The sequence below is a fragment of the Acinetobacter rongchengensis genome, from assembly GCF_003611475.1.
Taxonomy (GTDB): domain Bacteria; phylum Pseudomonadota; class Gammaproteobacteria; order Pseudomonadales; family Moraxellaceae; genus Acinetobacter; species Acinetobacter rongchengensis.
Window position 1 is genome coordinate 1 of sequence record NZ_RAXT01000029.1, and the last position, 25,062, is coordinate 25,062.

General features: G+C 39.6%; 20 protein-coding genes, 2 pseudogenes and 1 other annotated feature. Of the genes and pseudogenes, 14 read left to right on the plus strand and 8 right to left on the minus strand.

Translation table 11 applies throughout. From position 1 onward, the window contains the following. From D7V20_RS12420 to D7V20_RS12445, 4 genes and pseudogenes are all read right to left on the minus strand, one after another. Nucleotides 1-348: pseudogene (locus tag D7V20_RS12420) on the minus strand (DDE-type integrase/transposase/recombinase); the annotation flags it as partial. A 79-nt stretch (nt 349-427) separates the two neighbouring features. Continuing rightward, nucleotides 428-1,669: a group II intron reverse transcriptase/maturase gene (gene ltrA / locus D7V20_RS12425; protein ID WP_120384568.1), complete on the minus strand. Its 1,242-nt coding sequence runs from the start codon at nt 1,667-1,669 to the stop codon at nt 428-430. Between the two features lie 504 nt (nt 1,670-2,173). Beyond that, a pseudogene (locus tag D7V20_RS12435) lies at nt 2,174-2,916 on the minus strand (IS3 family transposase); the annotation flags it as partial. Beyond that, nucleotides 2,525-2,641, minus strand: a sequence feature (AL1L pseudoknot). It overlaps the preceding pseudogene by 117 nt. Before the next feature lie 71 nt (nt 2,917-2,987). Then, entirely contained in the window at nt 2,988-4,160 is a 1,173-nt protein-coding gene (locus D7V20_RS12445) for a replication initiation protein (protein WP_004637173.1), read from the minus strand. A gap of 913 nt (nt 4,161-5,073) precedes the next feature. Here D7V20_RS12445 and D7V20_RS12450 point away from each other — a divergent pair. The 5 genes from D7V20_RS12450 (at nt 5,074) to D7V20_RS12470 (ending at nt 10,739) form a co-directional block, all read left to right on the plus strand. Continuing rightward, complete coding sequence (locus D7V20_RS12450) at nt 5,074-5,850, plus strand: ParA family protein (protein ID WP_004942653.1); 777 nt, start codon at nt 5,074-5,076, stop codon at nt 5,848-5,850. Between the two features lie 18 nt (nt 5,851-5,868). Continuing rightward, a complete protein-coding gene (locus D7V20_RS12455; protein ID WP_120384569.1) occupies nt 5,869-6,768 on the plus strand; it encodes a ParB/RepB/Spo0J family partition protein in 900 nt (299 codons plus the stop codon). Between the two features lie 149 nt (nt 6,769-6,917). Beyond that, entirely contained in the window at nt 6,918-8,516 is a 1,599-nt protein-coding gene (locus D7V20_RS12460) for an alkaline phosphatase (RefSeq protein ID WP_120384570.1), read from the plus strand. A 15-nt stretch (nt 8,517-8,531) separates the two neighbouring features. Continuing rightward, nucleotides 8,532-10,046: an alkaline phosphatase gene (locus D7V20_RS12465; RefSeq protein WP_120384571.1), complete on the plus strand. Its 1,515-nt coding sequence runs from the start codon at nt 8,532-8,534 to the stop codon at nt 10,044-10,046. Continuing rightward, nucleotides 10,047-10,739 (plus strand): hypothetical protein, encoded by a 693-nt coding sequence (locus tag D7V20_RS12470; protein ID WP_235831641.1) that lies wholly within the window; start codon nt 10,047-10,049, stop codon nt 10,737-10,739. A 126-nt stretch (nt 10,740-10,865) separates the two neighbouring features. Here D7V20_RS12470 and D7V20_RS12475 read toward each other — a convergent pair whose 3' ends face one another. Beyond that, the gene (locus D7V20_RS12475; RefSeq protein WP_120384572.1) at nt 10,866-11,867 is read right to left on the minus strand and encodes an AraC family transcriptional regulator ligand-binding domain-containing protein; all 1,002 of its coding nucleotides are present in this window, start codon (nt 11,865-11,867) and stop codon (nt 10,866-10,868) included. Next, nucleotides 11,864-12,790, minus strand: a complete 927-nt coding sequence (locus D7V20_RS12480) for a diguanylate cyclase domain-containing protein (protein ID WP_120384573.1) — start codon at nt 12,788-12,790, stop codon at nt 11,864-11,866. Before D7V20_RS12480 ends, D7V20_RS12475 begins: the two co-directional genes overlap by 4 nt. Before the next feature lie 245 nt (nt 12,791-13,035). On the opposite strand from D7V20_RS12480, the gene D7V20_RS12490 reads away from it, so the two are divergent. The 6 genes from D7V20_RS12490 (at nt 13,036) to D7V20_RS12515 (ending at nt 20,257) form a co-directional block, all read left to right on the plus strand. Next, entirely contained in the window at nt 13,036-15,603 is a 2,568-nt protein-coding gene (locus D7V20_RS12490; RefSeq protein ID WP_235831642.1) for a TonB-dependent receptor, read from the plus strand. A 78-nt stretch (nt 15,604-15,681) separates the two neighbouring features. Then, nucleotides 15,682-17,661, plus strand: a complete 1,980-nt coding sequence (locus D7V20_RS12495; protein WP_120384576.1) for a phytase — start codon at nt 15,682-15,684, stop codon at nt 17,659-17,661. 97 nt (nt 17,662-17,758) lie between these two features. Next, nucleotides 17,759-18,457, plus strand: coding sequence for a protein TolQ (gene tolQ, locus D7V20_RS12500; RefSeq protein WP_120384577.1), 699 nt, complete (start codon nt 17,759-17,761; stop codon nt 18,455-18,457). Nucleotides 18,458-18,469: 12 nt separating this feature from the next. Beyond that, entirely contained in the window at nt 18,470-18,916 is a 447-nt protein-coding gene (gene tolR / locus D7V20_RS12505; RefSeq protein ID WP_016165144.1) for a protein TolR, read from the plus strand. After that, nucleotides 18,913-19,677 carry an energy transducer TonB gene (locus D7V20_RS12510; RefSeq protein WP_171407817.1) on the plus strand — a complete coding sequence of 255 codons (765 nt, stop codon included), beginning with the start codon at nt 18,913-18,915 and terminating at the stop codon, nt 19,675-19,677. Before tolR ends, D7V20_RS12510 begins: the two co-directional genes overlap by 4 nt. A 343-nt stretch (nt 19,678-20,020) precedes the next feature. Beyond that, nucleotides 20,021-20,257, plus strand: a complete 237-nt coding sequence (locus tag D7V20_RS12515) for a hypothetical protein (protein ID WP_004716968.1) — start codon at nt 20,021-20,023, stop codon at nt 20,255-20,257. Nucleotides 20,258-20,848: 591 nt separating this feature from the next. Here the strand turns inward: D7V20_RS12515 and D7V20_RS12520 are convergent. Both D7V20_RS12520 and D7V20_RS12525 read right to left on the minus strand, forming a co-directional pair. Further along, nucleotides 20,849-22,114, minus strand: a complete 1,266-nt coding sequence (locus D7V20_RS12520; protein WP_120384578.1) for a type II toxin-antitoxin system HipA family toxin — start codon at nt 22,112-22,114, stop codon at nt 20,849-20,851. Next, complete coding sequence (locus D7V20_RS12525; protein ID WP_016165141.1) at nt 22,114-22,419, minus strand: helix-turn-helix domain-containing protein; 306 nt, start codon at nt 22,417-22,419, stop codon at nt 22,114-22,116. Before D7V20_RS12525 ends, D7V20_RS12520 begins: the two co-directional genes overlap by 1 nt. 1,089 nt (nt 22,420-23,508) lie before the next feature. Between D7V20_RS12525 and D7V20_RS20320 the strand changes: the two genes are divergently transcribed. The 3 genes from D7V20_RS20320 (at nt 23,509) to D7V20_RS12530 (ending at nt 25,058) form a co-directional block, all read left to right on the plus strand. Continuing rightward, entirely contained in the window at nt 23,509-23,634 is a 126-nt protein-coding gene (locus tag D7V20_RS20320; protein WP_265102679.1) for a hypothetical protein, read from the plus strand. A gap of 197 nt (nt 23,635-23,831) precedes the next feature. After that, nucleotides 23,832-24,053, plus strand: a complete 222-nt coding sequence (locus D7V20_RS20410; protein ID WP_407923953.1) for a Mu transposase domain-containing protein — start codon at nt 23,832-23,834, stop codon at nt 24,051-24,053. A 549-nt stretch (nt 24,054-24,602) separates the two neighbouring features. Then, nucleotides 24,603-25,058: a hypothetical protein gene (locus tag D7V20_RS12530; protein ID WP_120384579.1), complete on the plus strand. Its 456-nt coding sequence runs from the start codon at nt 24,603-24,605 to the stop codon at nt 25,056-25,058. Nucleotides 25,059-25,062: the final 4 nt, after the last annotated feature.

Consider the following 25,062-nt stretch of genomic DNA (forward strand, 5'->3'; position numbering starts at 1 on the left):
CGCTAAACCTTGCCAATCTGCTTTTAAATATTCAATCACCTCTGTTTTGTATAAGCCATTCACCGTTTCAGCCAAAGCATTATCGTATGAATCACCAGTCGTACCGACTGATGCTCGTAAATTTGCTGCTTCTAAACGATTGGTATAACGAATGGAAAGATATTGCACACCTCTGTCGGAATGATGAATCACATTCTTTGGCATGCCTCGATCGTGCAATGCTTGCTCAAGTGCATCGAGCACCATATCTGTATTCATCCGTGTAGATACTTTCCATCCAACAATTGCTCGTGAGAACACATCAATAATAAAGGCGGTATAGACCCAGCCTGAGTGAGTTTGAATATACGGGTGAGTAGACCAAGGGAATTTCACCCTTAGCCCCTCGCAGAACCGGACGTGAACCTCTCAGCTCATCCGGCTCCCATTATCCAACCGATGGTAAACATCCCATTTTCCAGTGCACAAAGGCATTTGGAAAATCACGCGCAAGTCGCCCTAAGGCATATCTAGCCCGTCTTTTATGACGGGCCAAGTTTTTATACTTACGCCTCATCCAGCGTATAAGATAAGCATTCATGTGTTGCCAGATCGCTGACATTGCTGAACCATGGAATCGACCATAGTATTGCTGCCAACCTTGAAGAATTGGATTGAATATTGCAGATAAATCACTTAATTCGCGATTACACATCAGATGTAGATGCCATTTCCGAATAGTCTGTCGCATTGTTTTAAGTGCATCACGACTGACTGCAGGAGAGAAATTTACATAAACTCTTTTATACTTGTCCACAGCCTTACGGGGCCTAAACGTGTACCCGAGAAAAGTAAATTGAACATCGGGATATGCTTTACGACGATTAATATCTTGGCAATAAACAATCTTTGTCTTGTCTGGATGCAATTCGAGACCACATTCACGAAATCGTGCATCGATCTTTTGTAAAACAAGTTTGGCTTGAGATAAACTCCGACAATGAATTACGCCATCATCTGCATAACGGCAGAATCTTACACTCGCAAGATTCTTGGTAATCCACATATCAAAAGCATAATGCATAAATAAATTCGCCAATAAAGGACTCACAACACCACCTTGTGGTGTGCCGCGATTCCTTTCTAAAAGATGGCCATTTATGTGTTGCATTGGTGCTTTTAACCAACGTTGCACATATAAAAGAATCCATGGAATTTCACAGTGTTTCTTGAGTGCACGCATGAGTAAATCATGGTCGATGTTATCAAAGAGACCTTTGATATCAAATTCCACAACCCAGTCATAATCCCAACTTCGTCTCCTCACTATCGCAATTGCATCATGGGCAGAACGCCCCGGACGATATCCATATGAGTTTGGATGAAATAATGGATCAATTTTCGGCTCTAATAAGAGCTTAACTGCTGTTTGCGCGACTCGATCTGCAACTGTTGGAATACCTAGTATACGCACGCCACCTGACTTCTTTGGAATCGGAACAGCCTTAACTGGCGGTGGAAAATAACTGCCAGAACAAAGTCGATTCCATAGTTTGTATAGGTTGTTCTTTAAATGCTTTTCGAATTGCTCAATAGATTCATGATCAACGCCTGGAGCGCCACCATTCTCTTTGACTTTCTTAAATGCCTCCCAGATTAACGCTTTAGGAATGTTAAATGGTTTGGTCATAAAGTTTTGCTCCTCCTGCTTGCACAGTTGACAAATCCGTAGACCTGGATAATGCAACCCCTTCGCTCCATTACCATTACAGTAACTTCAACACTACTACGAGTTGCTCCGCCCCTTGGTGACGCATTGCTATTATCAGCCTTGCCTTTTGAGCTTGTGCCTTTCGCTTGACATCGCCACCGAAGGTTCCCGCAGTTCAACGTAAGAGCCTGAATTAGGATCGCGCTGCCTCTACGCCGGACACCGAATGGCCCGTAAGCAGGTAACGGCCAAACTAATCGCGGGGTAACTTCCATCCCCGGTTTTGATGTCATTTGAGTACTTTCGACACTTGAACGGCAGTTCACTGTTGTTCGCCTTCCTAATTCTTACCTGACATCTCTACGATGCCTTTTCCATAACGCTCACGACCGGGACTTTTGATCCAAGCCGCTTATGGTGGTTTGCTACCTGCTCCTGCAAGCCGATAGCGAGGGGCCATACCCTCATCTCTTACGCCGCTTGCTGCGGCACACTAAAGTCACTTACCCACAGTTGGTCAGGATGATCAGCATTAAAATTACGTTTCACTAAATCATCTGCTCTTTTTTGATCATCTCGGCTGCGGGTAGTTTGTTTGTTCTTACCACGCCAAACACCTTGTATACCTACCTTCTGCATCAGTCGAGCAACAGTACAACGTGCGATAACATAACCTTCACGTTTCAATTGTTGCCAGACCTTACGCACACCATATCGACCTGAACTTTCCTTCCAAATTCGTTTAATTTGTTCAGCATGATGCTCATCATGTAGATCTCGTTTCGCTCGATGTTCTGGATTGTCAGCGAGATCTAAAGTTCGGTAATAGGTTGAAGCTGCGATCGGTAAAATCCTACAAATCGCATCAACACCATATAAGTCTTTATTGTTATGAATGAAATCCACCATTATTTGTGTGGGCGGTCGAGCTCCGCCTGGGCGAAAAAAGCGGCTGCTTTACGTAGAATTTCATTGGCACGCTTTAATTCTTTAATTTCACGTTCCATTTGCTTCATTTTTTCTTGATCAGATATCTGTTGTACTTTAATAGGATTTTGTTTATCTAAATATTTTTGATACCAAACACGTAGTGTTTCAGGAGTACAGCCAATCTTAGGAGCTATTGCTGTGATTGCAGCCCAAGTAGAAGGATAATCTTTTTCGGATTCAATCAATAATTGAACCGCTCTTTCTCTGATTTCAGGGGTATATTTTAATTTTGTCATCGCGATAGTCTCTCAGAATATTGACTCTCCGACAAACCCGGTACGGTTCAGTGTAGCAAGTTGCTACACTATCATATAACTTCTTTTCCAAATATTTCATTCAATCGTTTTCTATTTTCTTTTACAAAATTTGGATTATTTTTTAATTTATATTTCATTTCTTTCTTAAATTCACTCATTGAACTGCCAGCTACAGCAAAATCCATTTGGAACATAATATCATTAACTATCACATTTGCTTGAGATTCAGTTAAGCACCCTTCTGTCTTAAACCACTTACTAAACTGTTTATAATTTGGGTCGTTCGCATAGATGTACCAAGACCTTACGGTCATATCGAACTTCGCACCTAATTCTTTAACAAGCGCATTATCATCAAAATTGACATCTAAATAGATTTGAGTCTTATCATTAGTATTAGATACAACAACTTCAGTGGCATGCCTATTAAGAATTTTAAATCGAACTCCGACAATAGGTCGACCTTTCTTGATGGTATCGTATTCTAATTGAAGACTAGTCCTTTCATTAATTTCTTCAATAATTTTGTCTAAAACGTATCGTCTAAAATCAACCCAACGATCGTATTTTTTCTCCCCAATATCAATTAATGCTTTGATATTCTCAAGTGAAAGTTCAACCTCATAAGAATCTTGATTAGCATACTTAAATTCATTTTTGATAAAGTATGAATACAAACTCATACTGGTGACAGAGTCCAAAGCAAATAAATCTTTCAATTGATAGGTTGTAAAATTTCCATTTGCTAAACGAGTAAAATATGGAAGTACTTCACTGGTGAAACGTATCTGCAAAGCATTTTTAGCATCATCTTCCCAACGGAGTTCACGAATAATTGGTACTACTGAGTGTACTTTTTTAACTTTACGCTTATTATCATCCACGGACTCTTCAATTACAAAATGGGCTACTCGTGATGATAATTCTTTATAAATACGATCAATAGCAACATTAATGGAATTCTTTTTATCTAATCCTAATAGTTCGCCTAAATCATCTTTATGCAAATATATATAAGTTTGCTCTGTAATTTCACGATCTTGATTATTCTTTTCACCATAATTCGCAACAGCCATCGCATAAAGTAGAGCTTTATACTCATTAGATGATAATTCAATTGGTCTAATCAGACGGTTACTAGTGCTAACTACTCCATTATGTCGAATATTACCAATACAATAAGGTAGATGTTCTAATTCTTCTGGTTCGTTGTGATTGCTCATAAGTGGAAAGATTAAAATATTTTCTACATGTTATACACAAAAGTGGAAGAAGATGCAAACCGCTCACTATTTTCTCTTCCTTACATTAAATTAACTCAGTTTATGCCCATCAAACACCTTAAGAGTGGAAGAAGTGTCACTATTAAAGTGCAATTTTGATACTATTTAGTCTTATGGTGGAATTAATATAAAATTAAACACTTTTAAGTGACAATTCTTCCACCTTTGATAATTCATCCGTATCGCTAAAGCAATCAATTTGAAAATAGGAATAGCCTACAGCACCACTAAAGTGGAATTAATCAACACATATTCCACTGTTAAAGTGACAAGCCTTCCACCATTCCGATATTCTTGACTATTAAACATCATGTTATCAATTAAATTTTATACAAATAGTTTATCCACAGAATAAAAAACATCTAATGACAAGTCTTCCACCTTTATTTCAATAAAAACAAACTTATCAACATCACAAGCAGTTGAATTATATTGTTTTAAATTAAAAAATCCACATTAAAATAAATCACAATGACAAGTCTTCCACCATAGTGACAAACCTTCCACTTATCGGTGACAGACCTTCCACTTATTAGTGACAAACCTTCCACTTAAAGGTGACAGGGCTTCCACTTATCAATGACAGGTCTTCCACTTATTAGTGACACGCCTTCCACTTTAAAAATTCTATCTATTTGTTTTTAAAAAAATAAAATTTGTCTAATTATAATTAACTAATTAATACTAATTAATACTAATTAAAATTAGCTAGCTATATTTTTAAAAAAAGTTAAGAAATGTTTTTTCCACATCTTTTGAATTCAAAAGATAAAAATATGACAAAGGAACTGTAGCAAGTTGCTACAAATATCTTTATATTAAATGAAATCAAAGTAAATTCCTTAAGACAAATATGTCAACTAAAATCATTGCTGTAGCTAATCATAAAGGTGGTTGCGGGAAAACAACTACTGTAGTACATCTTGCTTCAGAACTTGCTGAATTAGGAAATAAGGTCTTAGTAATTGATCTGGATCCACAAGCAAATGCAAGTTTACATATAGGATTAAGACACCCTAGCGAAGTTGAAACTACATCAGCGGAATTACTCATTGGTGATATAAGTTTATTATCAGAAGCATTAGAAGAAGAAACAAAATTTAAAAATGTTTCCTTAATATATGGCTCATTAACTCTTGGTAAAACTGAAGATCAATTGAAAGATGATGCACCAAGACCAACCGAGGAACTTTCAAATAAATTGGAAATTCTAGAAGGATTATATGACTACATTCTTATTGATTGCCCTCCGAGCTTAAAATTATTAACTAGCAATGCTTTAGCCGCTTCGACACATGTTATTGTTCCAATTGAATCTGGTTCACAATACGGTCTCTATGGTGTTACTGATTTAATTAATCATTTAAGTAAAATTAGAAGAGTTAACCCTGAGTTAGAACTCTTAGGTGCTTTATTAATTAAACATGATGAGCGTCAGAATGTATGTAAATTAATAAAAGATGAAGCATTTAATCAAGTTGGAGAATTATTGCATACCACAATTCCAATGAGCACTAAAGTTAATCAAGCTGCAATTTTGCAACAACCTTTATTATCTGTTGATAAAAACTCAAAAGTTCGAAAAGCTTTTGAAACTTTAGCACAAGAAATTGTTCAGCGTGTCGGATAATATAATTCTGGAAATACTATGGTAAGTAATAAAGAGCTATTGGCTAAACGTCTTCAGCAAAATACTCAAAAGCATCAACATGCCCAAAAGGAGCATATTAACGATGTCAAAGAGCTAAGACGTAATGTACAAATTACAGATATTCAGGCTAGCCCTAACCAGCCTCGAAAACTCTTTAATCAACAAGATATTGAAGATTTAGCAGCATCAATTGAGGAAATTGGGCTATTACAACCAATTGCAGTTCGTAGAATAAATGATAAATATGAGTTGATTGCTGGTGAAAGACGATTGAAAGCCCACCAATTTCTCAATAAGAACACCATTGAAGTAATCATTATTGATGCATCGGATGAAGAAGTTGCTTTATTAACATTAGCTGAAAATTTAAAGCGAGAAGATCTGACAGATTATGAAATATATGTTGGATTAACTTCTTTGGATGAAAAATTAAAAAAAAATAAGCAGAAGTTAGCAAAGTCATTAGGTATGAATCGTGAAGATATGTATAAATATTTATCTTTTGAAAAATTACCTGGAGAGTTGATTGAAGATTTGGAAAAACAGCCGTCATTATTAGCACGGACCGCTGCTACAGCAGTGAAAAAATTTCTATCAGATCATGAAGAAAACCATGAAAATGCTAAAGAAGCATTATTTGAAGCATGGTCAAAATTGCTTAAAAAAGAAGTTGAACAGACAAAACTGGCATCACTAGCTGAAAAAATCTTTAAGTCAAGAGAAACGAAAGAAGTAATTCAAACTTCAATTGTACATAAAATTGAATATGATGGGAAAGTTGCTGGTAATATCAAATTTGACCATAATACATTAAAGGTATCTTTAAAAATCGGACAATTTGATGATCAAAATTTACAAGAATTAGAAGCTTTCCTAAAAAGAATGTTAGAAAAATAAAGTAAAAAAAATAGTGTAGCAACTTGCTACACTATTTTTTGCAATTAGGAAAATTTATATAAGTAGTCATAATAATATTTTCATAAATTTGTCATTTAAATTGAATATTTAAAGCGTATTTTTCGACCATCCTAAGATGAGTCGATGCAATGCTTTGGCATAAGAAAAAATTTAATAAAAAATTAATGAGTTTGGCATGCTGTAGTTTGGGCACAGTTATTTTGATGGGCTGTCAAAGTCCTGCTTTAGTTCAATCAACTTCTACTTCAGTACAACCATCAAAACAGCCTCAACGTGTGGTTTTTTTCTTGGGAGATGGAATGGGTATCACGACACTAACAGCTGCACGAATCTATGCTGTTGGTGAAGACGGGCAACTGCCGATAGATCAACTTCCAGAGTCAGCATTTGTTCGTACTTTCTCAGAAGATGCACAGGTTACAGATAGCGCACCATCGATGGGTGCTTATATGACAGGTGTAAAAATGAAAAATGAAGTGATATCCATGCAGACTGGAACAATTGCAGTAGAACCAGATCAGGCTGGAAACCATCAATGTGGAACCAATCCTCAGAACCAGAATAAGCAAGACACCCAAACTTTACTTGAATTGGCCAAGGCACAAGGTTGGGGTACAGGTGTAGTCACGACAACTCGCATTACGCATGCTACACCAGCATCGACTTATGCCCATATTTGTCATCGTGATGCTGAAAATGACATAGCATCCCAATTAGTACCAAGTTCGCAAGGTGATACCTATCAGCGTTATAACGTCAAATTAAAAGATGGGGTTGATGTGATTCTAGGCGGGGGTAAGCGTCAATTTCTGCCGAAAGATCAAGGGGGAGAACGGATAGACCAACGGAATTTGATCGCAGAAATGCAACAAGCAGGCTATCGAGTGGTCTATGATCAAACTCAACTCTCCCAGATGAAGTTAGGAAAGAATGAAAAATTATTGGGTTTGTTTAATACTAGCCATTTAAATTATGACTTAGATCGAACCAAAAAAAACTTGCCTGAACCTAGTTTAAAGCAAATGACGTTGGCCGCTTTGGACATTCTAACCCCAAATAAAAATGGTTTTTTCCTGATGGTTGAAGGGGGACGTATAGACCATGCTTTACATGACACCAATGCTAAGCGTGCATTACAGGATACAATTGCCCTAAACGAGGCTTTGGATGCAACCATTAAAAAACTTCGACAAAGTGACCCTGAATTAAAAAATACCTTGATTGTGATAACTGCAGATCATGATCACACTCTATTTTTAAATGGCTATGCCAAGCGTACTGGAAAATATGTACAAGGTCAGGAAACCAGTGTACTAGGTTTGGTTAAAAACTATGATCGTGCGGGTTTTGCCAAAGATATTCATGGACAACCTTATCCGATTATTGGTTTTGGTACGGGCAAAAAGCGTCCGACTCAAAATCGGATGGATGACCTAGTAATCAATTTGAAAGACAGTGATATCTGTCATCCAGTACAGGGTCCACAACCTAAACAAGGTGAGAAATATAGTTTTACTTATACTTTGAGTGAAACTGGCTGGTGTACGGGTGCTGCTGCAGATGACTTCCAGCAAGAAGCCGTGATTCAGACAGGTTTTAAAGATAAAGAAACACATGGTGGGGCTGATGTTTTCTTAGGTGCCATAGGGCAGGGAGCAGAGCAATTCTCGGGTAGCTTAGAGAATGTTGAAGTGAACCATCTGATTCGCAAGATTACAGGCTTATAAGTAGAGGGATATCCAATGAACAGTACATTAAAAACTCTCCCTTACATGTTGACGCTCTTAACGTCTGCAATCTCCTCATGCGGTGTATATGCTGAAAATCATTCAGATTTTAGTCCGACAAAAAATATCATTTTCTTTTTAGGTGATGGTATGGGACCGACTACGGTAACAGCAAGTCGAATTTATGCTGTAGGGGAAAATGGCAAACTGGCCATGGACACCATGAAACATACGGCCCGAATCAAGACCTATTCTGAAGATGGACAAACCACGGACAGTGCACCTTCTATGGGCGCTTATATGACAGGGCAAAAGAATAAAAATGAAGTGATTGCCATGTCGACGGGTACGGTAGCCGTTGAGCCTGATGATGGAACATTGCCAAATGGAAAAAGCCTTGCCAAAGCTGTAAACCGCTGTCCTGAGCAAGGGAGTAATGTGGCAGCAGGAATCCCCGCTTTATCTATCTTAGAGCTGGCTAAGAGCAAAGGGAAAGCTGTAGGAGTGGTAACGACGACAGAATTGACTCATGCGACCCCTGCTGCAACCTATGCACATATCTGCCATCGTGATGCACAATATGATATTGCCTTACAAGCAGTTCCCAAAGGCAAGGGCTATAACCCAAAGTTGTTAGATGGAATTAATGTGTTGATGGGAGGTGGCTTAAATCACTGGACTGTTTATGACGATGTGTCAAACCCCAAAGGTCGTTTGGATGGTCGGGATTTACGAGAAGAGTTAAAACAACAGGGCTATCAAACAGCATCAACCCAGAATGAACTTGCCCAGACAGTCAATAATCAGAAAATTTTTGCAGTGTTCTCTGTTCAGTCACATTTAAATTATGATTTGGATCGAGTAAATAAAAAGATTGATAGCCAACCAAGCTTGGCGATGATGACCAGTAAGGCAATTGATGCCCTTGAAGCGCAAAACCAAGGGCAAGGCTATTTCTTAATGGTTGAGGGTGGACGTATTGATCATGCCTTACATGGCAATAATGCCAAACGTGCCTTACAAGAAGCCAAGGCTTTTAATGACGCTATCCAGACAGCTCTGCATCAGGTGGATCTCAGCAATACTTTAATTGTAGTGACCGCAGACCATGATCATGTCATGACCTTCAATGGTTATGCTGCACGTACAGGGCGCAGTACAGCAGACAATCCTGGGATTTTAGGTCTCAGCTATGATTACAACGTCGCAAAAGAGCAAAATGCCTACAGCAAAGTGCTGGCTGATGGTCAGATGCATAATCCTTATCGTGATGTGAATGGTGCTACAGGCACCACATTGGTGTTTGGCAATGGTACAGGCCAGCGTTTAGATATTCGAGAAAGCATCAGTAATGAGCAAGCTTTTGCGGATGACTATAAGCAAGAAGTGGGTGTACAGCTGGAGAAAAGCGAAACGCATGGGGGCGGTGATGTGATGTTATTTGCAGAAGGTCAAAATTCAAAAATATTTAAAGGGACACATGAAAATACCTGGGTCTTTGAACAGTTTAAAAAGGCGTTTGGATTCTAAATGAAAATAATGCTGCAAAAGTTACTTAAGCACCAAACGCTGTTTATAGGATTATCTTTGTATGCCCTGAGTTCATTGGCGTGGTCAGTAGATGAATATCGAATTGATTATCATATTGAGCGGCTTGATAGTAATGGTGTGACCACGATTCTACAGTATAGCGATAAGATGATTCGCGACGAACATAATGTTTGGATTGAGCGTTTAAATACTCAAGTACATGCACATGCTGAAGAAGGAGAGCATGCGCATCAAAGCTTTGATCATGCGATTCAATGGCTGCAAAAAGATAAGCCAAGTAAAATGAAAACCGAAGATGAGGCTTTTCAGCGTTTCTATATCTTGCCTGATGAAAAAATGCGAGTGCATTTGAAGGATGTAGAGCAAGAAATGCTGGGCATGCGAAGTTGCTGGCGTTGCGAATATAGCTTAATTCAGCCTGACTTATTAAAGCACGTTCCAGCTATTCAAAGTCATGCTGGAGTTCAGCATTATCAAATGCATCAAGCAGGTCAAAGCTTGAATATCGTATGGAATGAAAAAGATCGGATTGTAGAACGCTATGAGTTACGACGTCCTGTGCAAGGTTATTCAAAGGTGTTTTCAGTACATAAAATGAAATCACCAATTTCAACACCGTGGATACAGACTGAAAAATATAGTGAACGTGACTATTCCGATTTTAGTGATTAAAGCGGATTTAGCATTCTTTCTTATTGATGAGGTGTGAAAGATGACTCTATTGAATCACGGCTAAAGAGGATGCGTTTTTGACTGCGTTACGAAGCAAAGAAGAGATGTTCAGTTAAAGCTAAAGGACTAAGATTGCGCTGCTTGTACCGTTAAGCCACTCCAACGCTTAAAGGCCCGACGGAAATTAGTGGTGTCATTAATCTGCAAGTATTGAGAAATCTGTTCAGTTTTAAAGCCGTGTACACGATATAAGTGTATGGCTGTGTGTAACCGGCTTTGATCCAGTTGTGCTTGGAAATGGGTTTGGTGTTTCTTAAGTTTACGTTTTAATGTCGCAGAACTCATTTGAAAATGTTCTGCCGTGTGTTCAAGTTGGATATTTTTTTGAATATTCTGCATCAGATACTGATGCACACTCAGTAAAAAGCTCTGTTGGAGATGCTGAGCACTCATATATTGCAAAGCCTGTTGATGACTGATGGTCGCAAGCGTTGTTGAGGCACCAGGCAATGGTTCATGAATAAAATGGCTGGGTAAGCTCATCATATTCATTGGACGGTTAAAGGTCAGGTCTCCGCCAAGGTGCGTCCAATATTGCTCAATATAGTCTGGCTCATTAAAGTTAAACTCAAAGGTCCAAGGTAACTTGTTTTGATACAACTGTCTGCTTAAGGCCTGTATTGCACTCATTGCACTTTCAATAAAAAAGCGATTTTCAATTTTGTTTTCGTCTAGCCAATAGAGATGAATCTGGTTCGAGCTATACATGATACGAGGACAGAGCCAGGGCGAAACTGAAGCAAAGAAAGTTAAATAGCGATTCAAGGCATCATCTAAGGTCGATGAATAAAGCATGGCTTTAATTGCATCATTGAATGGAGTGGTTAAACTGCGCTGACCAAATAAAAAACTGATATCCTGATTACGAAAGTACTGTTCAGCATTTTTGAGGATGTGCTGGAATTGTTGCAGATTTATCAGCTTGTGACCAGAAAAAATATCTTCAATAAAAAGCCCACTACCGCGAAGTAACACATGATGGTCAACTTCATGACTAGCCGCCAAATCAATCAATATTGATAGCTGATGATGGGCTGGAATAAAACAGTAGTCGCATTCAAAACTCATACGCTTACCCGTTGTACTGCATAATGCTTTTTCAACTGCATGAGTTGTTGATTTAAGGCATTGAGTAATTGTTGTGGTTGATCATAGTGTTGAATTGAACAGGAGGTGGTTAATGCTTTTAGGGGAATATGGACAGACAAATCGCGATGATAATAGGCATTGGTCATGATCATGCGTTCCAATTGATGGGCAATTTGTTCTGCTTGCTGTGACGTGGTATTGGGCAATAATACGATAAAGCGATCCCCAGCAAAGCGGCAAAGTAAATCATGTGGACGCAAATTCAGGCTCAATAATTGAGAAATATACTGTAGGACAGAAGTACCCTCATCAAAGCCGTATAGCTGGTTAATTTGGTTGAAATTCTGCATATCGATCAAGAGCACTGCTACATCACTTTTAACGATGTCATCTTGTTCCATGATTGATTTAAGCTGAGACTTAAAATAGTTGGCATCAGCTAAGGGAGTAAGCGCATCGAATAAACGATGGTCCCTATAGACACGTTCACGCTTTTGCATCTGTTTGGATATGGCAAGCTCTTCTTGATGCCAGAAATAGATCCCTGTGGTCAGTAAACATAGACCAATCGGAAAGGGGATGGATTCTAGCCAAGCATCCCAAATGATTTCTTTGGGTAAGCGGATAAACTCATCCAAAGTATCCATCCACATGTGGAAGAAAATAAAGCACAGTCCATAAAACATATAATGGGTGACTCGACCCAAAGGACGACTTTTGACAATAAAGAAGATCCAGATTCCGATAAAAACAGTCGCTCCACCTTCGCCTAAAATATCAACCCAATTCCATTCATGAAGGGATTTGATCAGCCCTAAGCGGATAAATAGCCATAATGAGAGCGCACAGAAAGTTGCTAACAATAAGAAAGGCTTGCGGTAATAAGCAAAATATTTCGGCATAGCGTGTAGAGAAGGTCTATTTGGACACAAGCTAAACAGGTTTAGATGACAGTTTAATGGCAAGTGTTAGAGTCAAAACAGATCAGGCTATTTTGAGCTTTTAATGCTGAAAGTAAGGGAAAATCCTGGATTTACAGTAAATATGTACCTTTTAATTCGTCAAAGAATAGATTTAGACAGATCAAATCAGCTCATTTTGTGGCAAGAAATACAGCAAAAGGTCCAAATGGAGAGGGAGGGAATCATTGCTGTCACATCCTGTTCATATTCGCTTTTTATTGTGCGCTCAAACCATGCCACTTTGGCCTGAGGGGAAGAATACAATGAGCAATCTGAATAGCCGTTTAGACAGAAATAAACGTGCGGGCTTTCAGCTCAGCACACTGGTCTTGTCAATGTTAAGCCTGACACATGTTTATGCGCAGGAAGAAAATAATGTGGAATACGTGCAGGTCATTGGACAAGCCGCACGTATGGATAAAGCACTAAAAGAACAAAAACGTGCGGACCAGATCAGCAGTGTGGTACATGCCGATGGGATTGGACAATTACCCGATGATAATGCAGCAGAAGCTTTACAACGTATTCCAGGGGTGTCTACCGAACGTGATCAAGGCGAGGGGCGCTTTGTTTCAGTGCGGGGCCTGGGGGCGGATCTCAATTCAGTCACTATCAATGGAACCCTCGTGCCTGCACCTGAAAGTGACCGTCGTGGTGTAGCACTGGATGTATTACCATCGGAGTTGGTGCAATCGTTGGCTGTGGTCAAAACCCTGACTCCAGATATGGATGCTAATTCTTTAGGTGGGACCGTTCAGGTCGAAAGTTTATCGGCTTTTGATCATGATGGCTTGTTTTATACCGGTACAATTGAAGGCAGTTATGATGACAAACGGGAAAAATATAGCCCTAAAGCATCAGGTGCGATCAGTAACCGTTTTAGTGTAGGTGAAGGTCAGGATAACCTCGGGGTGGCATTGGCCCTGAGTTATCAAAATCGAAAGTTTGGTTCTGATAACGTTGAAACTGGTGGCACATGGGATGGTCATGCGCTCGAAGAAACGGCAATGCGTCAATATGATATCGAGCGAGAGCGCATCGGTGCGGGGCTAAATTTTGATTACCGTCCTAACGATACGGGGGAATATTATTTAAGAACCCTATACAGTCGTTTTAAAGATACCGAATCGCGTCAGGAAGTCGCCGCTGAGTTTTCTGATCCATTGCTGGCTGGACAAAGCGGTGATGCAGAAGTGACTCGCTCATTGAAGAGCAGAGAGGAGACTCAAGAAATTCAGTCTTTTGTTTTAGGCGGTAAACAAGGGTTCGGCACCTGGACCGTTGAAGGACAGTTGGGCTATAGCGAAGCATCAGAGGAAAATCCAGGCGGAATTTCTGGGGCAAAATACAAGGCAGAATTAAGTAATGTGGGTTTTAGCAGTACACAAAAACCAGTGATTACGGCAGATCAGGACCTTTACGATGCTGCGAACTATGAGTTGGATTCGATTTCTTGGGAACAATCCAAAACCACGGATAAAGAGTACAACGCAAAGCTAGATTTTCTCAAAGACTATATGTTGGGTAATTATGCCGCATCGTTTAAGTTTGGCGGCAAGATTAGTCAACGTGAAAAGACCAACAATACCGATGAGTGGGAGTACGAAGACTTGAGTACCTCAAGTTCGGACTTTAACTCCAATAGTGACTATGAACTCGGCCAGTTTGGTCCTAGCCTCAATGTAGATGCGATTAAAGCCAAAATTAGCGGTCTCAACGCCAGTGACTATGTCGTGGCAGATGGTTCAATCATTAACGATTTTAAGTCAAATGAAGACATTCAAGCCGCCTATTTGATGAATACGGTCGATTTAGACCAACTTCGCGTGATTGCCGGATTACGTTATGAGAACACCCAATTTAAAGCGCGTGGTTTTGAGTTTAATGATGATGTGATCACATCCACCCAATATGAAAATGACTATGATCATTGGTTGCCGAGTTTACATTTCCGTTATCAACTCGCAGACAATGCCTATCTTCGTGCTGCATGGACCAATAGTGTAGTACGACCGAACTTTGCACAAAGTGCACCAGGTGTATATATCGATGGTGATGAGGCTGAGTTTGGTAATCCAATGTTGAAGCCATTGGAGTCTTCGAACTTCGATTTAGGGGTAGAAAAGTATTTGGGGCAAGCCAGCATGGTCGGCTTCTATGCATTCTATAAAGATATCGATAACTTCATTTACAACACCAATATTGCTGGGACAGGGCAATGGGCTGACTTTGATGAAGCAATTACTTATAAAAACGGTAATCAGGCCAAACTGTATGGGATGGAATTTGCTTATTCACAGAAGTTTGACCACTTAGCAGCGCCATGGAATGGGATGTTATTGGGCTTTAATACGACTTTCAGTAAGTCTGAGGCTGATATCGATTCGATGAAAGATGGCGAGCTGCTAAGTCGTCGTATTCATCTGCCGAACCAGTCCGATGTAGTGGGTAATCTCATGCTGGGCTGGGAAAATGAACGCTTTGGCGTACGTCTTTCTGCAAACTATAAATCGAGCTATTTGTATGAATTGGGTGACATCGATGCGCCTGAAAAAGACATTTATACCGATGACCAAGTCTTTCTCGATTTCAGTAGTCACCTGAATTTATCGAAAAACCTGCAGTTGAAGTTTGATATACAGAATATAACCGATGAAGTCTATTACAACTATTCCGGTTCTAAAGCCTATAACGCGCAATATGAAGAATATGGTCCAGCTTACAAGCTTGCACTGACCTATACCCATTTCTAAACCGAATTAAATATTCGTCCTGAGGTTTTCTCTACATGAGAAGACCCGAGGCGGTTTAACCCAATTTTGAGTATTTCTATGAATGTTTCATGTTTTAAGTTGTCGGTTTTAACCAGTTGCTTATGCTTGCTGACGGCATGTAGTCAACACGGTATTTTAGCATCGGCTCCGAGTAGCACAGCGCTTCAATCCTCAATACCTCAGCTGGATCAACCGCAAGCAGCAAAGCTACAGTTACGTGAAGTCGACATCAATGATGCTAAAGCTGAAGATATGCAATGGTTAAGTTTGAGTACCTGGCCTGAAGTTGCTGGAGTGTTAACGAGTAAAAATAAAGGGTTGCAGTTTCTAGACGATGAACAAAATGTCTTATATCAAATTCAGGGTCAGTTTGGACGTTTTGATTATCGCATTGGAGCAGAGCGTTTATTGATTGCTACCTCGAATTTACAACAACAGCAAATTCAGCTCTTGAGTATGAACTTGCAGAACAAAAGCTGGGATAAATCGGTTTTTATTCCAAAACGTACCTTTAAGTCTGAAGATGTCTGCTTATACACCGACCCACAAGGTTTAAGTTTTGCATTCTTGGTGGGCGAAGAGGGGATTGGTGAGCAATGGTTGGTTGCCAATCATGAAAAAGCACTTGTGCAACCCAAACTGGTACGACGTTTAAGTTTTCCGCCCGCGAGTAGTGTCTGTAAAGTGAATGATGCTTCAGCTGAACTATTCATTAATGAGGCGAATGTGGGGGTTTGGGCATATCCTGCGCATTCTGAAGCGGACATGGTACGCCAAGCTGTTGATCTTGTAGAACCTTTTGGTTCGATTCAAGGTACACCTTCTGCAATTGCGATTGTGGATGATCTGGTAGCGGTATTAGATGAAGAAAAACCATTACTTTACCGTTATCAAAAGCAGGATAAGTACTGGAATAGATTATCTTCTTTAGTGCTGGATACAGTAAAAGAAGCCGAAAGCCTGAGTATTCGTGGCAATGCTAGCGATAAAGCGTTGTTGATTTTAGATGATAAAACTGCCAAGACCACAGAGCTTGAATGGCCAACGCAGGCAACCCAGCGCACAGCAAATATTGTCACGATCCCCGCAGAAGTCCAGACTGAGGGTGTCCCAAGCACAGGGGATGCTGCTGATGATCCTGCCATTTGGCATAACGCAGCACAGCCGAGCCAGTCCCGTATTCTAGCGACGGACAAACAAGGGGGGTTACAGGTTAGTGATCTGCAAGGGAAAGCCATCCAATATTTACCTGTCGGACGATTGAACAATGTCGATGTCCGTCATGGTTTTAAGTGGGGTAATCAGACTGTTGATTTGGCAGTGGCATCGAACCGAGACCATAACAGTCTGCATGTCTTTGCGATCCAACCTAACACAGGCAAGGTTTCAGTACTTGGCGAGCTTCCAACTGAGCTAGATGACATCTATGGCATCTGTATGTACCGCGACGCTCAAGGTGAAATCTATGCCATTCCGAACGATAAAAATGGCACGTTTATTCAGTATCACATTACCGCAACACAGCAGAAATTGCAGGCTCAAGAAGTCCAACGATTTTCCGTGAAAACGCAACCTGAAGGTTGTGTAGTCGACGATGCCACAGGACGTATTTTCTTAGGTGAAGAAGATGTTGCAGTATGGGTTAAAGATCTTAATCCAAAGACCCAGTTACCGATGCAGCAAGTACTTGCTGTGGGGGATGTCTTATATGACGACATTGAAGGCATGGGACTTTATCACGCAAAAGACAAAAGTTACCTAGTGGTATCTAGTCAAGGCAATGACAGTTTTGTGGTTGTGGATAGCAAAGCACCGTATACAGTTCGGGGCGCATTCCGAGTAGGGATTAACACCGAAAAAGGGATTGATGCCGTCTCAGAAACCGACGGTTTGGATGTAAGTTCTCAAGATTTTGGTGGTAAGTGGAAACAAGGCATGCTGGTGGTACAAGACGGACGCAAACGTATGCCAGAAACTAATCAGAACTTTAAGTACGTTCCTTGGGAAAAAATAGCACAAGCCCTGCACTTGGACTAAATGTTAATTCAGTATATGGGCTGGTGTAGCAAAGCACAGCCCACTTTTATAAATACCTACGCTGCAGCAAGCAGCAATTAAAAAATTGGGGAGCGTTATGCAAGCAACAATGGATCAAATGTCAGTGTGGATGCTGATCAGCCATGCCAGTGTTTTAGTCAAAATTGTGATGTTGATTCTAGTCTTAGCTTCGGTGGTGAGCTGGTATCTGATTGTACGTCACGGCATGCTACTGCGTGGGCAAGAGCAACTCTGGCATCGGTTTTTAAAGAACTTTAGACAGCAAAAAGATTTAAACCTATTACAGCAGGAATACCAACAGTCCGAACAGCACAAAGGGGTGGTCAGTATCTTTCAACATGGGGTAGATGAATATCATCAACTGATAAAAGATGAACAGCTCACTACGGCTGATGTAATCGATGGTGTAGAACGTCGGTTACTCAGTAGCATCAGTGAAGAAGAAGAAAAGCTCCAACAAAATCTTACTTTCCTTGCAACAGTAGGCTCTGTTAGTCCCTACATCGGCTTGTTTGGAACGGTTTGGGGAATTATGAATGCTTTTATTGGACTATCTGGCGTTGAGCAGGCGACTTTAAATACCGTTGCACCAGGCATTGCAGAAGCTTTGATTGCGACCGCAATAGGCCTATTTGCAGCCATTCCGGCTGTAGTGGCTTACAACCGGTTTTCGGCACGTGCTGACAAGTTATCTAGTCGCTATTACGGCTTTGCCAATGAGTTACAAACCAGAATTTACCGTTTGCTTGGACATACTGAGCGCAGTTCGCGTTAAGGAGTAAGAGTCATGATCAAGCGTCCTCAAAAGTTGAAACCCAATGCAGAAATGAATGTAGTCCCCTATATCGATGTCATGCTGGTGCTGTTGGTGATTTTTATGGTGACCGCACCGATGCTGACACAAGGGATTAAAATTGATTTACCTAAAGTCGATGCCGATGTCATGCCAGCGTCACAACAGCAGCGTATCGTGACTTTATCCATTCAGGCGAATGGCCAGTATTACTGGAATATTGGGTCAGAAGTGAATACAGAAAAAGTGACTGATCAAGCGATCGATTTAAGCAGTATGCAACAAAAATTAATTCCCATGATCAATAACGATCAAAGCCTACAGTTTTATGTTCGTGCAGATCAGAATGCTGACTATCAATTAGTTGCACAAGCCATCGCAGTCTTGCAAAAGAGTGGCGTGACCAACTTGGGCTTAATCACGGAGGAACCACAATCATGATGGCAATAGCATCAAAAATCAGGTTTCGTGATCAGGGGCTAGCTTTAACAGTCACAGCAGGCTTACATATTGCGGTGATTGCCTGGCTTGGTACGGTTGAAATGCATGAAACATTCAAAGAGCCCCAGCCGAAAACGATTCAATTACAATTTATTCAACTGCCACCACCAGTCCTAGAGCAGCCAAAAATAAAACAGCCTCAAGCCGTGGTTGAGAAAAAAGTTGCTGATCAGCCCCCTCAAAAAAAGCAGGTTGAGCAACCTAAAGAAACACAGCTGAAAACTGACAAGAAATTTGTGGAATCCAAAAGTGAGAAAGTTGCACCTGTGGCCAATAAACAACCACAGCAGGTGTCAGCTGAAAATTCAAGTACAACAACAGAAACTAAGAAAGTAGCAGAGACTGAACCGAAGTCAAACCTTGCAACGCAGTCTATGAATGACAAGCCGACAACATCAAAAGCACAATCCAGCCAAACAGCGACTTTTGATGTAAAAAACTATAAACCAGTTTCCAAAATTGCACCTGCATATCCTGAATCAGCTTTAGATCGAAAGATCGAAGGGGACTGTACAGTTGTTTATAGCGTGAATGAAAAAGGAAGAGTTGAAAATCCAAAAGCACAAGGTGATTGTCATCCGATGTTTGTACGTCCTTCAATACAGGCTGCACTTAATTTTAAGTATCAGCCGAGATTAGTAGATGGCAAGCCGACGAGTGTATTGAATGTTAAAAATACATTTCAATATCGAATTTCATGAAATATACGTAAATATGAAGAATAAAAAATATCTTCTAATATCATTAAATCGCCTGTCACTCCTCTCCTAGATAAATATCATCTTCTTGTATAGGAGAGAACATCATAAGTAGATAATGTTATACCCTTAATTTTTTCAATATAATAGAGAGCATATATCAGAGTTTTGATTTTTATCACTTCATTCCTGAACAAAGAAAACAAATAGGTTGTTCATTAGGAAATTTATACAATTGAACCTCGCAATAGGTAGTTATTTTGTTGGGTAATATTTCTGGTATTTGTAATACTAATCAGGCTAGAGTTAGGCACTTCTTTTTAAAAAGCACCAGAGGGTAAACCGAGTGAGTGACCTTAATTTAGATTTTTTAGACCAAACATTAGATAATAACGAGAAGAAGAATAAGAAAATTAAAAAGATACGAATTGGTTACAAGCTATATGACAAGTTTAGAGGGGATCCTAAATTCGCAGACGAAGTGGCTAATTCAGCTTTAGATCCGGATAAGCGTTGTTATCGCGGGATAAAGATTAAAATCACCCACGATGATTATGAACTTACATTTATAGCAGATGATTAATTTTTGATTGAAGAATTTCTTTAAGTGAAAACGGTAACAAATATTTAACTTGTGTGAATAATCATGTTTATGCAAAATTGAGACATATTTCTCGCGCTGGTAGTTATCCAGAGTTTGGTCTGTATCTATCCGTAGTGCAGACCTTTTTTTATGGTGACAGTGTTTCTTAGTGATTTTCGATATAGATGTAGTGATTTCACGTTTAAATAGCTCAAAATTTTACTGACTTTTCGGTGATGGCATAACTCAATATGGTACATCAGCCAGTTTTGGACAAGTGAAATTCAAAAAATATGATGCTGCAATGTTAGATGCACAAACGGCATTCATCTGGGCTAATACCACACTGTAGGATTAATTCTTTCACGTTTGCAGAACTTAAATCCATAAGGAGTACAGGGCTTTTTAGCTGTTTATGGATATTACAGCCCATACAACTTAGATAGTGCAGAGCATATCTTGGCGATGTTTCATTTAATGTTCTTGGTGATAAAACGAGTTAATTCGCAGGTTCTACAGATTATTTAGCGACTGTTAAACTATATCTAAGCCTATTTGAATATGAGAGCAGGCACTTAATTTGGATTCCATTTACATTGCCGTTAAAAAATCAATATTTTGTTGAATTCGTGATTGAATCATCTGTAGGGTAGATTCTCGAATTTGATTGGGATACAGGCGCTGCGCAATTTGACTAAATTGAAGTGCAATTTCACGCATGGCCAAGATGATCTCATCGACTTCTAGAGTAGCCAGATTAGCTTCTGAAGTACCGAGTTTATGTATGTCATTTCGGGAAATATTGAGCGCTTCGCCCATAATGTCCATTTGATGATAACCACCTGGACCCTCGCAGAAGGTCACATCATAGGCTGGAGACAATTTCCATTGACCATTTTTCTCCATGAGAAAAGAAAAGTTCTTAGTATGGTCATCCCGATTATTGAAAAGCACATTAAACACAGCACGTTTAAAAGCATGCAATCTTTCTCGTACATCTTGCGTACACATCAATGTTGCCCGGAGAAAATTGCGATAGTCTAGGCTACCTGGAACTTTATAGTCTGCTCCTGTATATGCAGCCAAACTCTGCATTGGAATCCGCATACCATTTTGACGGTCGAATCGTTTAGAAGCAAAAGCCGTTAAACCATTGGGCAAATTAAAGAAATGGGTATCTGGAGTCTCGATTGCACAAAGCCGCAAACATTCTGCATAGACGGCTTCAATGGCGCAGACTTCAGGATGCTCTTGCTGAGCAGGAAACTTAATCAGCCAGGCTTCATGTTGATTAGAAGCTTGAGTCGAAAACTCAAAATTGACAGGATCTCGGTAAACCAATGCTTTGGGTCTGGCACCTTGGGGGGAGCCACCCATGACCAGCAAATGTTGTAAAAATTCGCTACCTTCTCCTTTGAGGACTTCTTGGACTTCCTGTGCCAATTGCGGCAGGGGAATATTCTCTGAAGTTTGCATCTCTGTGACACAGGGTTCAAAGGAGAGGGCACCCATTGCATGGGTGCTAATATAAGTTAGACGTTCCAAAGGGCCGATTCGTGCCGGATTCAGTCCAATTTTTCGAAAATATCGATCCATCAACAACATGCCCCAACCATCCGGCAAAGCATCATAGACTGGACCAGGCAATCCCATTTGATGAGTAGGAAAACCCTGTCTGAATGGTAGACCTTTTAAAGGGAGTAAGTAAGAAGAGAGCTCAACACCTCGCTGTATTGCTTCTGGACTATATTCAAAAGCGATGCTGGGTCTACCAGTTGTGGCAGTTGAGCTAATCAGCGTTCCCCACAGCCAAGTTTCACCCCAACCATTGTAATAAACATTAAGCCTATTGAGCATTATCCCTTCCTCTTAATACGCTGTCGCTTACTTTGACTCTCATAGCGTAAAATGTCATTTACACTGTTAAGCTGAGGTTGGAATAGCTCCTGAAGTTCGTGTAATCGGCCCAAGACCATTGCAATACGGACTAAATTTTCAACAGATACATTTCGCCCCGCTTCTAGATTCGAAACAGTATTTACGCCGACACCTGCTCGTGCTGCAACGTCAGCTTGGGACATCTCCAGAATGAGTCGTTGCTTACGTAAACGCTCACCTAAAAGAGTCACAACTTCTTCGGGTTTAGTGAAATATAAATCCATTATATTGGGGCTTAATCTTTAATAATTTAATTAAACCACAAAATAATGGAATTATTCTACAGCTATCGTGTAGTTAAGGTGGACTTTGTTATGCAGTACATCGAAAGGGAGGTATGGTCCTTGGATATAGGTTACAGAAAATCATCAGGATGTACTTGGACTGATTGTTGAAACGGAGATTTCAGTATTTTCATTTTTCCTTTTAGGCCACATGACTTAGAAGGGTTCTTCGAAAAGTAGTTCATATTTTAAAAATCCTATAAATATTGAGGATATTTTCTTAATGCTTTCAATATAGCATGCGGTGAATATGTAAATCGTGCGGGCTTAATCTGCCTTTCAGTATAAATTTTTTGGGCGTGAGAGGGGGGTGAGGACAAGCAATTTAAATCGTGGATACTTCTAAATTATTTGTGTAATAGAAGATGCCAAACATGGATTTAGGGGGGTAATAACACTAAATCAAAAAAAATTGGAAGAATGATTATTTAAATATTATTGTAAAACAATAATATATATTAAAATAAATAATTTTTTAAATAAAAAATAGGAAAAAATATATAAGTATTTGCTGTGTAATTTTGAACTGATTAAATCATAAGTTTTGAACAAGCGGTAAAAAATATCAAGGTGTTTTTTATCAATTTATTCTGCCACTCTCAACTCCAACCTAAGCTTGGTGAATATAACGTCATCCTAGGTACTGGATCATTCGGGACAGTTATCGACCAAAACAACAACGATGTACAGCATGATGTTTATTTGAATGCTTGCAGACCGAAGGCCACCAAGGTACTTATGATTCAGTGCAGCGTTATGTTGGAATTTGAAATAAGTCCGTTTTACGTCCTAAATCCAAACTAACTTTTGTTCCCATGCTGTTGCCTGGAGATATGTGCTAGTTTTTCTGGAGTTATGAAACGGTAGAAATTTCAGGTGACATGCATCAAGTCAAAATTGCACATTTTCGTTTAGCCCATAGCTGTAAATGCTTTGTTGTTGCTTTTTCTATAGAAATACAGGAAAAGGTCATGGACACACATCAATGCGTTTTTCACTTCTTAGGTGGCATACCAAAACGAATGGTCTATGGCAATCAAGACCGTTGTAGATATCATTATGACAGGCAAGGAACGGCAATTTAACTGGTGTTTTATGGCACTTGGCGTACATTACCTATTTGATCCTGTTGCATGTACACCCACGTCAGGCTAGGAAGAAGGTTAAATCGAAAATCAGTTCGGCAATATTCGTGAATGGTTATTCATCCAATGTCTGAAATTTAATGATCATCATGAGTTCAATCATTGGCTGGAGTTGCGATATCAGAAGCTTGCCAAAAGATAGTACTCGATCATGAAACAATATCGGATAATGGATGTTTATGACATGGAAAATGCCATCTCATTACCATCCAGCAGCCATTTGATGGTTATATTCAGCATGTCTTACGCGTAAGCAACCGCCATCTGATTCACTGTGACCTCAACCGTTACAGTGTACCAGCCCAGTACGCCAGAAAAATTGTGCTCGTCCATGCCTATGCCGACCATATTAAAATGATTTATAAGCATCAGGTCAGCGTTGATTATCCCCGTCCGTTTGGACGTGATCATCTAGCATGTAAGCTTTGACAGAAACCTAGCGCAGTCCGTCATGGTGTCCCATTTTAGGAATTTCCGCCTGCCATACTCAAAGTCCGAGACAAAATACTGAAATATCCTAATGAAGATTATGCGTTTGTCATATTGTTGCTTGCAGTTAAGGAGTGTGGGTAAGAGCACTACAGGTTACTTGTGAACTGACCCTATAGTATGGTGCATTTCATCCATCGTAATGAATGAATTGCGGCATTTAATTTCTTCGACATCACCAGCCAATCTGGATCTGTCAGAACAGAATTGATTGCAACTACGTCATGAGCCTCAAGCCAATATTAATCGTTATGATAGCTTGTTAGGAGGCTGAACATGTTGAACAGTTTTAGTCAAAAATAACTTATGTGATTTACTGATGCATTCCATTGAAATGGCATGTAATAACCAAAAATCATAGTAAAATGGAAGAATATTTTTTAAAATGTAACTATAAAACAAAAATATATGAAAAAATAGTTCATTTTATAAATAAATAATAGAAAAATGGTATAAATATTTAGTAATTAATTTTGATCTTATTAAATAATGAATTTTGAACAAATGGTAAAAAATATGAAGGTTTTTCTTTATCAGTTTGTTCTGCCGTTCTCAACTCAAGCGAAAGAGTTGGCCAATGTGAAGACTAGGCTTAAACAATTAGAAAAAATAAGACCAGGCAACAACAAGGCTAAGCAGAATGATTTCAAAAAAATTTATGTAAAACTCTGGTGTCAAATTTTAGAGCTTCTTAAAAGCGATAGGTCAGTCCGAGCGAATGTTAACTATGTTCCACAACTGCAATTGATTTGTAATGTGGAAAAATATATCGACTCAAAAATGACATCAGAAATTTTTAATACTCGGAGAGAATTCACTGCGCAATTCTTGATTCTTTTTTTTGATCTGCGTAATGAAGAAATAAAGAAAAAAATAATCCATTGTTATAACAATAAATCCCCCGTGAATGATACAGCACCACTAATGAACAAAGAAGTTGAGTGAGTTA

Coding starts and splice junctions, on each gene's coding strand:
- ltrA (WP_120384568.1), bottom strand. CDS start 1,669: ATGACCAAACCATTTAACATTCCTAAAGCGTTAATCTGGGAGGCATTT.
- D7V20_RS12445 (WP_004637173.1), bottom strand. CDS start 4,160: ATGAGCAATCACAACGAACCAGAAGAATTAGAACATCTACCTTATTGT.
- D7V20_RS12450 (WP_004942653.1), top strand. CDS start 5,074: ATGTCAACTAAAATCATTGCTGTAGCTAATCATAAAGGTGGTTGCGGG.
- D7V20_RS12455 (WP_120384569.1), top strand. CDS start 5,869: ATGGTAAGTAATAAAGAGCTATTGGCTAAACGTCTTCAGCAAAATACT.
- D7V20_RS12460 (WP_120384570.1), top strand. CDS start 6,918: ATGCTTTGGCATAAGAAAAAATTTAATAAAAAATTAATGAGTTTGGCA.
- D7V20_RS12465 (WP_120384571.1), top strand. CDS start 8,532: ATGAACAGTACATTAAAAACTCTCCCTTACATGTTGACGCTCTTAACG.
- D7V20_RS12470 (WP_235831641.1), top strand. CDS start 10,047: ATGAAAATAATGCTGCAAAAGTTACTTAAGCACCAAACGCTGTTTATA.
- D7V20_RS12475 (WP_120384572.1), bottom strand. CDS start 11,867: ATGAGTTTTGAATGCGACTACTGTTTTATTCCAGCCCATCATCAGCTA.
- D7V20_RS12480 (WP_120384573.1), bottom strand. CDS start 12,790: ATGCCGAAATATTTTGCTTATTACCGCAAGCCTTTCTTATTGTTAGCA.
- D7V20_RS12495 (WP_120384576.1), top strand. CDS start 15,682: ATGAATGTTTCATGTTTTAAGTTGTCGGTTTTAACCAGTTGCTTATGC.
- tolQ (WP_120384577.1), top strand. CDS start 17,759: ATGCAAGCAACAATGGATCAAATGTCAGTGTGGATGCTGATCAGCCAT.
- tolR (WP_016165144.1), top strand. CDS start 18,470: ATGATCAAGCGTCCTCAAAAGTTGAAACCCAATGCAGAAATGAATGTA.
- D7V20_RS12510 (WP_171407817.1), top strand. CDS start 18,913: ATGATGGCAATAGCATCAAAAATCAGGTTTCGTGATCAGGGGCTAGCT.
- D7V20_RS12520 (WP_120384578.1), bottom strand. CDS start 22,114: ATGCTCAATAGGCTTAATGTTTATTACAATGGTTGGGGTGAAACTTGG.
- D7V20_RS12525 (WP_016165141.1), bottom strand. CDS start 22,419: ATGGATTTATATTTCACTAAACCCGAAGAAGTTGTGACTCTTTTAGGT.
- D7V20_RS20320 (WP_265102679.1), top strand. CDS start 23,509: ATGGCAATCAAGACCGTTGTAGATATCATTATGACAGGCAAGGAACGG.
- D7V20_RS12530 (WP_120384579.1), top strand. CDS start 24,603: ATGAATTTTGAACAAATGGTAAAAAATATGAAGGTTTTTCTTTATCAG.